Here is a 12,977-nt window from a genome sequence, read left to right as displayed (position 1 = left end):
CAGCTCAGCTCCAGGACGCCTTGTAACCGGTGAGCAGCTCGCGGCCCTTCTTGCGCCACTTCGGCTCTTTATCGACCGTTTTGAGGGTGATGCTGCGCAGGGTGCGGATCACGCTGCCGTAGGCGCCGCTGACGGTCGAGGACACCCGCGCCCCCGGCGGCTCGTCCATGAACGGCATGAACTTGTCCGGGAAGCCGGGCATCGTGCACGCGATACAGATCCCGCCCACGTTCGGACAGCCGCCGATCCCGTTCATCCAGCCCCGCTTGGGCACGTTGCACTTGACCACCGGACCCCAGCAGCCGATCTTCACCAGGCACGTCGGCGAGCCGTACTCGGTCGCGAACTGCCCCTGCTCGTAGTAGCCGGCCCGGTCACAGCCCTCGTGCACCGTCTGGCCGAACAGCCACGTCGGCCGCAACGCCTCGTCCAGCGGGATCATCGGCGCCTGCCCGGACACCTGGTAGAGCAGATACAGGATCGTCTCCGACAGGTTGTCCGGCTGGATCGGGCAGCCCGGCACGTTCACGATCGGCAGCCCCGCCTTCGAGCGCCAGTCCCAGCCCAGGTAGTCGGCCACCCCCATCGCCCCGGTCGGGTTGCCCGCCATCGCGTGGATCCCGCCGTAGGTCGCGCACGTGCCGGCCGCCAGCACCGCCGTCGCCTTGGGCGCCAGGCGATCCAGCCACTCGCTGGTGGTCATCGGCTGACCGGTCGCCGGGTTGTTGCCGAACCCGCACCAGTAGCCCTCCTGCTTGATCGACTCGTTCGGGATCGAGCCCTCCACCACCAGCACGAACGGATCCAGCTCTCCCCGGTCGGCCTTGAAGAACCACTCGATGAACACGTCCGCGCCCTGCATCGGCCCGGACTCGAAGTCGATCAGCGGCCAGTGCACCGCCACCTTGGGCAGCCCCGGCAGCGCCCCCAGCACGATCTCCTCGATGCTCGGCTGCGTCGCCGCGGTCAGCGCGACGGAGTCCCCGTCGCAGCTCAGCCCCGCGTTGATCCAGAGAATGTGGACGACCGGCTCTTCCTGCTGCTGCGGCCCGCTGCCCGCGGACTCCGTCGGCGCTGTCATGCCGCCTCCCCGCTCCTCGTCGATGGCGATAGGTCGTGGTCGGTGCGGGGGGCATGTGCGGTACGGGTCATGACGCGTCCCTTCTCCGGGGTCTCCTGGTCTCCTGGTCTCCTGGGTCTCCGGGGGAGAGCCGCGGCCGGTCGCCCGGCTCCGCGGGCCTACGGGGCGGGCACCGCGCCGAGCGCGTGCTGGGTGAGCTCCCACAGCACGTGGTAGACCGTCGTCTGGGCCTCCTGGATCCGGTGCACCGACGACGACGGGATGACGAACAGGTAGTCGAGCAGGTCGAGTTCGGCCAGCCTGCCTCCCTCGTCCCCGGCCAGGCCGATGGTGAGCATGCCCCTGCGCGTCGCCTCCTCGAAGGCGCGCACGACGTTGGTGGAGCCCCCGCTCGTCGACAGGCCGACGGCGATGTCACCGTGCCGTCCCAGCGCCGCGAGCTGACGCGCGAAGACGACGTCGAACCCCACGTCGTTGGAGAGCGCGGTGACCACGGCGACGTCGCTGGTCAGGGACAGGGCCGGCAGGGACAGGCCGCAGGGCGGATGGAGGAAGGCGGTCGCCACCTCCTGGGCGTCGGTGCTGCTGCCGCCGTTGCCGAAGGCGAACAGCCGCCCGCCCGAGGCGAACCGCAGAGCCATCTCCCCCGCGCACTCCATGAGCGCGTCGGCGGACGCCTCGGCCACCTGCCAGCGCAGCCGTACGATCTCGGCGGCCTTCTCCTCGGTGGAGCGGCACGCCTCCGCCAGCACGGATTCGAGGTCGGCCCGGCCCTCGTAGAGGAAGGGGTACAGCTCCCGCACCCCCTTGGCCGGCGGTTCCTCAAGCCTGCCCATCGCCGCCTCCCTTCGCGATCACGGCGATGGCCTCCTTGGCGTGCACGAGGACGGTGTCGCCCACCGCCGCGTCGACCAGTGCCACGCTCACCTCCTCGGCCACACCGCCGGTGCCGGCCATCGCCAGGTCCGGCTCGACCAGCCGGAGCACCGTCATCGGCACGGCCTGGTCGGAGCAGGTGACGCACACGCCGGCCGGGCAGTCCGCGGGCCCGCTCATCGGGCCGCCTCCCCGCTCGTCCCTCCGGGAGTCCCGGCGCCGGGCGGGCCGGGCTGCTCGTAGAAGACATGCACCAGCTCCCACAGCACGTGGTAGGCGGTGACGTGGATCTCCTTGACCACGGCGGGATCGTCCGAGGCGACGGTCAGCACGTGGTCGGCCGCCGGGCTCCGCGCGAGGGGGCCTCCGTCGCCGCCCGTCAGAGCGAAGGTGAACAGGCCCAGGGCCTTGGCCATCTCCAGGCCCCGCAGGACGTTCTCGCAGCGGCCGTCACGGGAGATCCCCAGCGCCATGTCGGCCGGGTCCGCCCAGCGGTGGACCTGGTGGGCGAAGGTCTCGGCGAGGCCCTCGCGGTTGCCCACCCCGCTGACCGTCGCGGCGTCGTTGCTCAGCGCGATCGCCGGAAGGGCCCTCTTGCCCACGAGGACCGGGTGCATGAACTCGACCGCGATGTGGGCAGCGTCCGTGCCGCCGCCGCCGTTGCCGAAGACGATCAGCTTTCCGCCGTGGCGGAAGCGGACCGCCATGTCCTGGCAGGCCCGCGCGATGCGCCCGGAGTCCTCCACGAGGGCGCGGGCGGCGCGGTCACGCCGGGCGAAGGCTTCGCTGACGGCTACTTGCATGGTCGATGTCACTGACATGTGGACGCTCCGTTATTTACGGTAGTCGTCAGATTACGGTGAGTGTTCATATACTCGACACCTTCGCCGCTACAAACCGGAGTAAAGGTCTGATCATGGGCGCAACCTTCTCCCCCGGGACCGCGCGCGCCCGCCGTCGCCGGCCGGGGGCGCGGGCAAGATGGCCGCATGAGCACCGGAGCGGCGCGGGCCGAGCCCCGGACACGGGTCAGCATCCGGGTCGAAGGGATCGTGCAGGGGGTGGGTTTCCGCCCCCACGTCCACTCCCTGGCCCGGCGGCTGGCCCTGTCGGGGTGGGTGGGCAACGACAGCGAGGGCGTGTTCATCGAGGCCGAGGGGACGCGGGAGAGCCTCACGCGCTTCCAGGAGGAGCTAGGGGGTCACGCGCCGCCGCTGGCGGTGATCCACCGCGTCACCGTCACCGCCGTGCCCGCCCTGGGTGACAGCGGTTTCGTCATCGCCGGCAGCAGGGAGGGGGGCGCGCGGGCGGCGCTGATCTCGCCCGATGTCGCGACGTGCGCGGACTGCCTGGCCGAGCTGTCCGACCCCGCCGACCGCCGTTACCGCCACCCCTTCATCAACTGCACCAACTGCGGGCCGAGGTTCACCGTCATCCGGGACGTCCCCTACGACCGGCCGGCCACGACGATGGCCGGGTTCGCCATGTGCGAGGAGTGCACGGCCGAGTACCTCGATCCGCACGACCGCAGGTTCCACGCCCAGCCGATCTGCTGCCCGGCCTGCGGTCCGGCACTGCGACTGCTCGGCGCCGACGGCCGCACCCACCGTCCCGGCGCCGCCGGGAGTGACGGCGGCGCCGCTCGCGATCCGATCCGGCTCGCGGCCGAGGTGGTGCGGTCGGGCGGCGTCCTGGCCGTCAAGGGCCTCGGCGGCTACCACCTGGCGGCCGACGCCACCGACGAGGCCGCCGTACGGACCCTGCGGTCGCGCAAGCACCGCGAGGACAGGCCGTTCGCCGTCATGGTCGCCGACCTCGACGCCGCGCGCACGCTGTGCGAACTGGATCCCGTGGCCGAGCGGCTGCTCACCGGCCCCCGGCGGCCGATCGTGCTGCTGCCCCGCCGCCCCGGCGCTCCGCTGGCCCGGGCCGTGGCGCCGGACGACCGCCGCCTCGGCGTCATGCTGCCCTATACGCCCATGCACCACCTGCTCGCCCGCGAGATCGCCCGGCCGTACGTCCTGACCAGCGGGAACCTCTCCGACGAGCCCATCGCCTACCGGGACTGGGACGCGTTCACCCGGCTCGCCGGCATCGCCGACCGCTTCCTCACCCACGACCGCCCGATCCACGTCCGCACCGACGACTCGGTGGTCCTCGCGGCAGGGGGGCGCGAGCTCCCGCTGCGGAGATCGCGGGGATACGCCCCCGAGCCCCTCCGGCTCCCCCGTCCCGTACGGCGGGCGGTGCTGGCGTGCGGCGCGGAGCTGAAGAACACCTTCTGCCTCGCCGAGGGAGGACGCGCCTTCGTCTCCCACCACATCGGCGACCTGGAGAACTACGAGACGCTGCGCTCCTTCAGCGAGGGGATCGACCATTTCCGGCGGCTGTTCGACATCACGCCCCGCGTCGTCGCGCACGACCTGCACCCGGAGTACCTGTCCACCAAATACGCCTGCGACCTGGACGGGGTCGACCTGGTCGGGGTCCAGCACCACCACGCGCACATCGCCTCCTGCCTGGCCGACAACCAGGAGGCCGGCCCCGTCATCGGGGTGGCCTTCGACGGCCTCGGCTACGGCGCCGACGGCACCCTGTGGGGCGGCGAGCTCCTCGTGGCCGACCTCACCGGCTTCACCCGCGCCGGATGCCTGACGCCGGTGCCGCTGCCCGGCGGCACGGCGGCGATCCGGCAGCCCTGGCGGATGGCCGCCGCGCATCTGGACGCGGCCTACGGCGGCACGCCACCCGGCGATCTCCGGGTGAGCTCCCGCCACCGGGACTGGGACGACGTGGTGGCCGTGGCCAGATCCGGCGTGAACTCCCCCCTCACCTCCAGCGCCGGGCGGCTGTTCGACGCCGTCGCGGCGATCCTCGGCCTCCGCGACACCGTCACCTACGAGGGGCAGGCCGCGATCGCGCTCGAACAGCGGGCCGATCCCGCCGAGGAGTCCGGCTATCCGGTCCGGCTCGGCGGCGACGAGGGCGAGCGCGAGGGCGAGGGCGAGGGCGAGGGCGAGGGCGACCTCGCGGGAGGGCTGCTGACGATCCGGACCGGCGACCTCATCCGGGCCGTCGTGGAGGACCTGCGCGGCGGGACCGACCCGGCGGTCATCTCCGCCCGCTTCCACAACGGGCTCGCCGCCGCCACCGCCGCGAGCTGCGCGCGGCTCCGCGCGTCCACCGGCATCGGCACGGTCGCCCTGTCCGGCGGCGTCTTCCAGAACCGGCTGCTGCTCGACAGGCTCGTCCAGGCGCTCCGGCTCCTGGATTTCCGGGTGCTGACCCACCATCGCGTCCCGCCCAACGACGGGGGCGTCAGTCTCGGCCAGGCCGCCGTGGCCGCCGCGCGCGATCTCGAGGGCTGACGAGCATCGCGACCGTGATTCCTGGCCTACGGCCCGGCACCGCTCTATCGATCCACAGATATTCCTTGACACGAATATTCTCTATGGGGAATACTCGCCTCCATGGACGCACTCCTCACCGCACTGGCCGACCCGGCCCGCTGGCGGCTCGTGAACCTGCTGGCCGAGCGGCCCCGCCCGGTCGGCGTCCTCGCCCAGCTCACCGGGGCGCGCCAGCCGCAGACGACCAAGCATCTGCAGACCCTTGAGCGCGCCGGCGTCGTCACCTCCCAGCGCGCCGGCCAGCGCCGCATCTACGCGCTCTGCTCCCCTCCCCTGCGGGACCTGGCGGCCGCCCTCGCCCGGCTCGCCGACACCGCGGACCAGGCCGGCGGCCCGCGCGAGACCTACGACCGCTACGGGCACAGCCTCCACGCGGAGCGGCTCGCCGCGGAGGAGCCGGGGTGGGCCGACGGCCGCTCGTTCCGGTTCCTGCGGTCGCTGACGGCGCGCCCCGAGCTGGTCTGGCGCCACCTGACCGAGACCGCCCTGCTCGCCCGATGGTGGACGCCCGACGACCTCCGCGTCTCCGAGCTCCTCTTCGAGGCGCGGCCGGGCGGGCGGATCGTCCACGAGTACCGCGATGCCGAGGACGCCGACGGCTCCGACCTGGTCGCCGGGCGCGCGGAGGGCGTCGTCGACGACGTACGCCCCGGTGAGCGCCTCGCCTACCGGCTCTCCCCGCTGCTTCCCGGCGGCGGCCTCGCCTTCACCGCCCACCTCGACCTCACCCTGCGGCCCGCCGACACCGGCACCGACCTCGACGCCCGCTGGCGGATCACCGACAGCACCGTCGACTCCGCGGACTTCGTCGCGGGCATCGAGATCGGCTTCGGCCAGAGCCTCGACAAGCTCACGGCGATCCTCGCCGCGGACCCGCACGACACCGACGACACCGACGACACCGACAGCACCACTACAAGGAGCACGAAATGACCGACTCGACCGGCCGCAGGGTGACCGCGAACCTGAGCCTCACTCTCGACGGGCGTTACAACGGTCCCGGCGGGCCCAGCGATTTCGGGGCGTTTGCCCCGTATGTGACCAGCGAGGTCGCGCGAAACCACATGACCGGCATCTGGGAGGGCGCCACTACGGCGCTGCTCGGCCGGATCAACGCCGAGGGATTCATGGGGTACTGGCCGTCGGTCGCCGAAGACGACGACGCCGATCCGCGTGATCGCGGATACGCGAAATGGCTGGTCGACACCGAGAAGGTGGTCTTCTCGACCACCTTGACCGAAGCGCCGTGGGAACGCACCCGCGTGGTGAACGCCCCCGCCGCGGACGTCGTCACCGAACTCAGGGCAACCGGTGCGGGCGACATCCTCGTCAACAGCAGCGCGAGCGTCATCAAGGCGCTCCTGTCGGCGGACCTGCTCGACCGGCTGCATCTCATGATCTTCCCCGAGATCGCCGGGGGCGGGCGGCGACTGTTCGACGACGGCCTGCCGGCTTCGAAGTGGACGCTCACCCACCAGGAGACCGGCGAGCTGGGCGAGATCGCCATGGTCTACGACCGGGTCCGCTGAACCGGCCGATCAGCGCACTCGGCTGTCCGGCGACCGTTGCCGCCGGCGGCGGTCAGCGGTGGCGACGGCGGCGCGGAGAGCCGGCAAGGTCAGCAGGGCCAGCGCTCCCGCGAGCACGGACACGGCCAGCATGGCACCCGGCAGCCCGGCGGCCTGGGCCCAGTACCCCACGTACACCGGCCCGGCGAGGAAGCCCAGGTAGGCCACGGTGGTCATGACCGAGGTGGCCGCGCCTCGGGCGGAGTCCGGGACGTCGGCGGTGACCAGGCCGAGCAGGGTCGGGAACAGTACGGCGGTGCCGGCGGCGGCCAGGGCGAGCCCGGCCAGCGCCGGCGGGACGGACGAGGCGGAGGCGAGCAGGACCGTCCCACCGGCCGCCGTGGCCGCGCCGAGGATCAGGACGGTCGTGGCGTGGCCGGATCCCAGGGAGCCGGCGGCGAACCGGGTGAGCGCGACGACCGCGGCGAAGACCGCGGGCCCCGCGGCGGCGAGCACGGGATCGGCGCCCAGCATGTCGGCCATGTAGACCGCGCTCCAGCTCTGGTGGGCGTTCTCCACGGCGAAGGCGAGCGCGCCCAGCACTCCGGCGACCAGCAGGAGCGGCAGATACGCCCGCAGGACCGACCGGCCGCCGGGGCCGGGACCCGGCGCCGCGCCGCGCCCGCCGAGGGGTGCCGAGTGGCCGCGGGCGTCGGCGGCGATGAGCAGTCCCGCTCCGGCGGCGGCTACCGCGACCAGCGCGAACGGCACCACGACGGGCGCCGCGACACCGCCGAGCAGGCCGGTGGCGAGGCTGGCCACCACCACGGCGGCGGAGAAGAAGCCGTGCGCCCTGGTGATGACCGGCCGGCCGGCGGCGCGCTCGGCCGAGCCCGCGGCGGCGTTGACGGCCACGTCCGCGGCGCCCGACGCCGCGCCGAGCAGTGCCAGGCCGGCGGACAGGCTCGGGAGGTCCCGGGCGACGACGGCCACCGTGACGCCGACGGCGCCGAGCAGGACGAGCAGGAGCGCGGTCAGGCGGTGGCCCCACCGGTCGACGGCCCGTCCGGCGGTCAGCATCGCCGGCAGCGCCCCGGCGCCGACGAACAGCAGCGCCGTGCCCAGCTCCCCGTCGGTGAGACCGGCCTGCTCCCGGATCGCGGGGACGGACGCGCCCCACACCCCCCAGAAGGCTCCGAAGACGGCGAAGCCGCAGTAGGCCGTCCTGACCCGCGTTCCGCCCGGCTGGAGAGACATGTGTGTAACGATACACAGGCTATGGTGAGGGATGACAAGAGCTGCGTCGCGCCGGCGTCCGACGATGGCGGAGGTGGCCCGGGCGGCAGAGGTGTCGGTGATGACCGTCTCCTACACCTACGCCCAGCCGGAACGGGTCTCGGAGCAGACACGGGCCAGGGTCCGGGAGGCCGCCGAGCGGCTGGGATATCCCGGCCCCCATCCGGGGGCGCGCTCGCTGCGGCGCGGCCGTGCCGGCAGCCTGGGAGTGATCCTCGGTGAGCACCTGACCTACGCCTTCGAGGACCCCCAGGCGGCCCGCTTCCTGGCCGGGATCGCCGAAGTGTGCGCCGACCACGGCCTGGGGCTCACGATCGTGCCCGTCACCGGCTCCGCGGGGGACGCCGGCCGGGTGGCCGAGGCCGCCGTGGACGGTTTCGTGGTGTGGACCACCTCCGATGACGACCCCGTGGTGGACGCGGTCGCCGCCACCGGCCTTCCCGCCGTCGTGCACGGCGGCCCGCGCCGCGACGACCTGTCGTTCGTGGCGGTCGACGACCGCGCGGCGGCCCGCGCGGTGGCCGCGGCGGCCTTCGCCGGCGCCCGCCGGCCGATGGTGCTCAGCTTCCCCCTCGACCGTACGCGGGCCACCGGCGTGCATCGGGCACTGGATCCGGCCGGGGCGAGCTTCCGGGTGACCCGCCAGCGCCTGCGGGGATTCCGCGACGCGTGGACGGAGAGCGGCGGCCGGTGGTCGCAGGTGCGCGTGGCCGTGTGCTCCAGGAACACCGCCCGCGAGGCCGAACGCCTCGCCGCCGGGCTGCTCACCGGCCCGCACGTCCCGGACGCCGTCGCCGCGATGAGCGACGAACTCGCGCTGGGCCTGATGCGGGCGGCCGGCCGCCTGGGACTGGCCGTGCCCGGCGACCTCGCCGTCACCGGCTGGGACGACACCGACGCGGCCGCCGCCGCCGGCCTGACGACCATCGCGCAGTCCCTGCGCGATCAGGGCGCCCGATGCGCCCGGCTGGCCCTCGGCGAGGAGGCGGACGATGGGCCGGTCGACTGGCGGCTGATCCTGCGCGACTCCACCCGGGGGGAGTGAGGCCGGAGAGGCTGTCGTGTTCGTCGTGGGAAAAGCCGCCCGGTCCCTTTCCGCACGCCGACAGCGGAAGTACCGCCATCGATCCCTCAGATCCTGGACAAACATCCCCCCATGGCAAGAAACTGGCCCCGCCCCCGAAGTCGGGACGGCACGGCGGCATCCCCTCTGGCCTGATCGAAGGAGAACGACCTTGACGGCAGCCCGTTCCTGGATCCGGCGCCTGCCCGCATCACCGCGGAACGACGTCCAGGCGGTCCGTCTCCCCCCGGCAGGAGGGGTCACGCCGTCCGGAGTCCCGTCCCTTCGTCCCGGGATGCCCGCCGTACCGGGCCCGGAGGCCGCCTTGGCCCGGATGCCCGCCGTACCCGGCTCGGAGGCCGCGCCGGCCGGGGCGGCCACCGGATCGCCGCGGGCGGTCCGCGCATGACGTCGCTGCTGGCCATCAGTGATCTGCACATCGGCTACCGGGAGAACCGGCGCATCGTCGAGGAGTTGCGGCCCGCCTCCGCCTCCGACTGGCTGCTGGTGGCGGGTGACGTCTCCGAGAAGGTCGCCGACGTCGAGTGGGCGCTGCGCCTGCTCGCCGACCGCTTCGCCAAGGTGGTGTGGGTGCCGGGCAACCACGAGCTGTGGACCCACCCCAGCGATCCGGTCCAGCTACGTGGCGAGGAACGCTACCGCCACCTGGTGAAGGTCTGCGGCGACCTCGGGGTGGTGACCCCCGAGGATCCCTACCCGGTGTGGGACGGACCGGGTGGGCCGGTCACCGTCGCCCCGCTGTTCGTGCTGTACGACTACACCTTCCGCGTGCCCGGCGTCGCGTCGGCGGAGGAGGCCCTCGCCCTCGCCTACGAGAAGGGCGTGGTCTGCACCGACGAGATGTTCCTGCATCCCGACCCCTACCCCTCCCGCCCCGCCTGGTGCTCCGCCAGGGTCGCCGAGACCGAGCGCCGCCTGGCCGCCCGCACCCCGGGCATGCCCACCGTGCTCGTCAACCACTACCCGCTGGTCCGCCAGCCGACCCTGGTCATGCGGCACCAGGAGTTCGCGATCTGGTGCGGCACCGAGCAGACCGCCGACTGGCACGTACGGTTCGACGCCCAGGCGGTCGTCTACGGTCACCTGCACATTCCCCGCACCACCTGGCACGACGGCGTGCGCTTCGAGGAGGTCTCGCTGGGCTACCCCCGCGAATGGCGGCCCCGCGCCACCCCGCCCGGCCGTCCGCGCCGGATCCTGCCCGCCCCGCAGCCCGTCCCGTGATCGAGAAGATCCTGCCGCCCTGGGTCGCCGCCGTGGAGGCCTTCCGCGACCCGCCGGACGCCGCGCTGTTCCCCGAGGAGGAGACCGTCGTCGCCGGCGCCGTGGACAAGCGGCGGCGCGAGTTCACCACCGCCCGTCACTGCGCCCGCCAGGCCCTGGCCCGCCTCGGACTGCCTCCGGCGCCGATCCTGCCCGACGAGCACGGCGCCCCGCGGTGGCCCGACGGGGTGATGGGCGCCATCACCCACTGCGCCGGATACCGGGCCGCGGCCGTCTCCCGGGAAGCCGTCACCCTCGGCATCGACGCCGAACCCCACGAGCGGCTCCCCGAGGGAGTGCTGCAGACCATCGCCCTGGACGAGGAACGGGCCGCGCTGGAACGGCTCGGCGACCGGATCCACTGGGACAGGCTGCTGTTCAGCGCCAAGGAGAGCGTCTACAAGGCCTGGTTCCCGCTGGCCCGGCGCTGGCTCGGCTTCGACGAGGCGCACATCACCCTCGCCCCCTCCGGAGTCTTCACCGCCCGCCTCCTCGTCCCCGGCCCGCAGGTCGCCGGGCGGCGGCTGACCGGCTTCACCGGACGCTGGATCGTCGCCGACGGCCTGGTGTCCACCGCCGTCACCCTGCCGTTCGAACAGCGCCCCGCGGACGCTCCACAGGATGTCCTCGGACAGGTCCGCGACGTCCTCGGGGATCTCCCGCCCGGTGGGGCACCGCCGCGGGGTCAGGGCTGGAACCGGTAGCCCATGCCCGGTTCGGTGAGCAGGTGGACCGGGCGTGCGGGGTCGGGTTCGAGCTTGCGGCGGAGCTGGGCCATGTACTGGCGCAGGTAGTTGGTCTCCGTGGTGTGCTTGCTGTCCCAGACCTCGGTGAGCATCTGCCGCTGGCTGATCAGCTTGCCCGGATTGCGCAGCAGGAGCTCGAGCATGCGCCACTCGGTGGGGGTCAGCCGCACGCCTCCGGAGATCGTCTTGTCGGCCAGGTCCACCGTGTGGCCGCCGATCTCGATCCGGGCGGGCTCGGCGTCCTGGACGGTCGTGCGGCGGGTCACGGCCCGCATGCGGGCCAGGAGCTCCTCGATGTTGAACGGCTTGGTGACGTAGTCGTCGGCGCCCGCGTCCAGGGCCTCGACCTTGTCCTGGTTCCCGGCCCGCCCGGAGAGCACGATGATCGGTACGGCGGTCCAGCCGCGCAGCCCGTGGATCACGTCCACACCGTCGATGTCGGGCAGCCCCAGGTCGAGGACGACCAGGTCGGGGTGCCAGTCCGCGGCCTGCCGCAGGGCCGAGCCCCCGTCCGGGGCCACCGCGACCTCGTAGTGCCGGGCGAGGAGGTTGATGCGCAGGGCGCGCAGGATCTGCGGTTCGTCGTCGACGACGAGGACGCGCGTCATGCCCGCGCCCCTGAGGAAGTGGGCAGCGCAAGGACCATGGTGAGGCCTCCCCCTGGCGTCTCGTCGGGTGTGAGGGTGCCGCCCATGGCCTCGGCGAGCCCCCGGGACAGCGCCAGGCCGAGGCCGACCCCGGTGTGGTTGTCGCGGTCGCCGAGCCGCTGGAAGGGCAGGAAGACGCGGTCGTGCGCCTCGGCGGGGATGCCGGGGCCGCGGTCGACGACGCGGATCTCGACGTGGTCGCCGTGCCGGCTCGCGGTGATGAGGACCTTCTTGCCGGCCGGGCTGTAGCGCACGGCGTTGGACATGACGTTGACCAGGATCCGTTCCAGCAGCGCGGAGTCGGCGACGACCTCGGGGAGGTCCACCGACACCTCGCCCTCGACGCGGTCGCGGAGCGGGCCGAGGTCGTCGATCGAGCGCGGGATGACCTCTTCGAGCGCGACCGGTTGCAGGGTCAGGCCGAGCACGCCGGCCTGCAGGCGGCTCATGTCGAGCAGGTTGGCGACCAGCCGGTCGAGTTTGAGCAGGGATTCGTCGGCGGTGGCCAGCAGTTCCTCGCGGTCCTCGGCGCTCCATTCGATCTCGGTGCCGCGCAGGCTCTCCACGGCGAGTCTGGCCGAGGCCAGCGGGGTGCGCAGGTCGTGGCTGACGGCGGCGAGCAGGGCGGTGCGCATCCTGTCGGTCTCGGCCAGCGGCCCGGCGAGGTCGGCCTCCCGGCGCAGGCGCTCCTGGCGCAGCGCCACGGCCGCCTCGGCGGCGAACGCCTCCAGCACGCGCCGGTCGGAGGCCTCCAGCAGCCTGCCCCGTACCGCGAGCACCAGTCGCTCGTCGATCACCACGTCGGCGTCGGCGGCTGCCGGGCAGGTGCAGGGCGGCCCTCCGGAGGTCGCCGCGATCCGCCACGCCTCGGGGTCCGACTGGTCGTCCGGAGCCGGCTCGCCGATCCGTTCCAGCAGCGTGACCGAGGTCAGGGTGAAGGTCTCGCGCAGCCGCGCCAGCAGGGACGGCAGCGCCGACTCGCCGCGCAGCACGTGGCCGGCCAGGGTGGACAGCACCTCGGCGTCCGCGCCCGCCCGCGCGGCCTCCCTGGTACGGCGGGCCGCCA

The 12,977-nt window shown here is 73.3% G+C and carries 13 protein-coding genes; 6 read left to right on the top strand and 7 right to left on the bottom strand.

Features of this window, described 5'->3' with window-relative positions; translation table 11 throughout:
- Window positions 1–4: 4 nt before the first annotated feature.
- From BM085_RS25390 to BM085_RS25375, 4 genes are all read right to left on the bottom strand, one after another.
- Window positions 5–1,081, bottom strand: a complete 1,077-nt coding sequence (locus BM085_RS25390; RefSeq protein ID WP_093889428.1) for an NADH-quinone oxidoreductase subunit B family protein — start codon at window positions 1,079–1,081, stop codon at window positions 5–7.
- A 158-nt stretch (window positions 1,082–1,239) separates the two neighbouring features.
- Window positions 1,240–1,917 carry a D-sedoheptulose-7-phosphate isomerase gene (locus tag BM085_RS25385; protein ID WP_093889427.1) on the bottom strand — a complete coding sequence of 226 codons (678 nt, stop codon included), beginning with the start codon at window positions 1,915–1,917 and terminating at the stop codon, window positions 1,240–1,242.
- A complete protein-coding gene (locus tag BM085_RS25380) occupies window positions 1,904–2,137 on the bottom strand; it encodes a HypC/HybG/HupF family hydrogenase formation chaperone (RefSeq protein ID WP_093889426.1) in 234 nt (77 codons plus the stop codon). The genes BM085_RS25385 and BM085_RS25380 overlap by 14 nt, the downstream gene beginning before the upstream one ends.
- Window positions 2,134–2,778 (bottom strand): D-sedoheptulose-7-phosphate isomerase, encoded by a 645-nt coding sequence (locus tag BM085_RS25375; RefSeq protein ID WP_093889425.1) that lies wholly within the window; start codon window positions 2,776–2,778, stop codon window positions 2,134–2,136. The genes BM085_RS25380 and BM085_RS25375 overlap by 4 nt, the downstream gene beginning before the upstream one ends.
- 168 nt (window positions 2,779–2,946) lie before the next feature.
- Here BM085_RS25375 and hypF point away from each other — a divergent pair, with 168 nt between their 5' ends.
- The 3 genes from hypF to BM085_RS25360 all read left to right on the top strand — a co-directional run bounded on the left by hypF (window position 2,947) and on the right by BM085_RS25360 (window position 6,896).
- Window positions 2,947–5,325, top strand: coding sequence for a carbamoyltransferase HypF (hypF, locus tag BM085_RS25370; protein WP_093889424.1), 2,379 nt, complete (start codon window positions 2,947–2,949; stop codon window positions 5,323–5,325).
- 102 nt (window positions 5,326–5,427) lie between these two features.
- Window positions 5,428–6,300 carry a metalloregulator ArsR/SmtB family transcription factor gene (locus BM085_RS25365; protein WP_093889423.1) on the top strand — a complete coding sequence of 291 codons (873 nt, stop codon included), beginning with the start codon at window positions 5,428–5,430 and terminating at the stop codon, window positions 6,298–6,300.
- On the top strand, window positions 6,297–6,896 hold the full coding sequence (locus BM085_RS25360; RefSeq protein ID WP_093889422.1) for a dihydrofolate reductase family protein: 600 nt from the start codon (window positions 6,297–6,299) through the stop codon (window positions 6,894–6,896). Before BM085_RS25365 ends, BM085_RS25360 begins: the two co-directional genes overlap by 4 nt.
- Before the next feature lie 9 nt (window positions 6,897–6,905).
- Here the strand turns inward: BM085_RS25360 and BM085_RS25355 are convergent, their stop codons facing one another.
- A complete protein-coding gene (locus BM085_RS25355) occupies window positions 6,906–8,132 on the bottom strand; it encodes an MFS transporter (RefSeq protein ID WP_093889421.1) in 1,227 nt (408 codons plus the stop codon).
- 64 nt (window positions 8,133–8,196) lie between these two features.
- Between BM085_RS25355 and BM085_RS25350 the strand changes: the two genes are divergently transcribed.
- The 3 genes from BM085_RS25350 to BM085_RS25340 all read left to right on the top strand — a co-directional run bounded on the left by BM085_RS25350 (window position 8,197) and on the right by BM085_RS25340 (window position 11,222).
- Window positions 8,197–9,216: a LacI family DNA-binding transcriptional regulator gene (locus BM085_RS25350; protein ID WP_245789682.1), complete on the top strand. Its 1,020-nt coding sequence runs from the start codon at window positions 8,197–8,199 to the stop codon at window positions 9,214–9,216.
- 423 nt (window positions 9,217–9,639) lie between these two features.
- Window positions 9,640–10,479, top strand: a complete 840-nt coding sequence (locus BM085_RS25345; RefSeq protein WP_093889419.1) for a metallophosphoesterase family protein — start codon at window positions 9,640–9,642, stop codon at window positions 10,477–10,479.
- On the top strand, window positions 10,476–11,222 hold the full coding sequence (locus BM085_RS25340) for a 4'-phosphopantetheinyl transferase family protein (RefSeq protein ID WP_245789680.1): 747 nt from the start codon (window positions 10,476–10,478) through the stop codon (window positions 11,220–11,222). The genes BM085_RS25345 and BM085_RS25340 overlap by 4 nt, the downstream gene beginning before the upstream one ends.
- Here the strand turns inward: BM085_RS25340 and BM085_RS25335 are convergent.
- Both BM085_RS25335 and BM085_RS25330 read right to left on the bottom strand, forming a co-directional pair.
- Window positions 11,204–11,872 carry a response regulator gene (locus BM085_RS25335; protein ID WP_093889418.1) on the bottom strand — a complete coding sequence of 223 codons (669 nt, stop codon included), beginning with the start codon at window positions 11,870–11,872 and terminating at the stop codon, window positions 11,204–11,206. The two genes, BM085_RS25340 and BM085_RS25335, sit on opposite strands and share 19 nt — an antisense overlap.
- Window positions 11,869–12,977: sensor histidine kinase (locus BM085_RS25330; protein WP_245789678.1), on the bottom strand; the 1,109-nt coding region annotated here is incomplete at its 5' end. The genes BM085_RS25335 and BM085_RS25330, both read right to left, overlap by 4 nt.

This window comes from Streptosporangium canum, from assembly GCF_900113865.1.
Taxonomy (GTDB): Bacteria; Actinomycetota; Actinomycetes; order Streptosporangiales; family Streptosporangiaceae; genus Streptosporangium; species Streptosporangium canum.
Note: the sequence above shows the minus strand (reverse complement) of the source record. Positions and strands in the feature narration are given on the sequence as shown.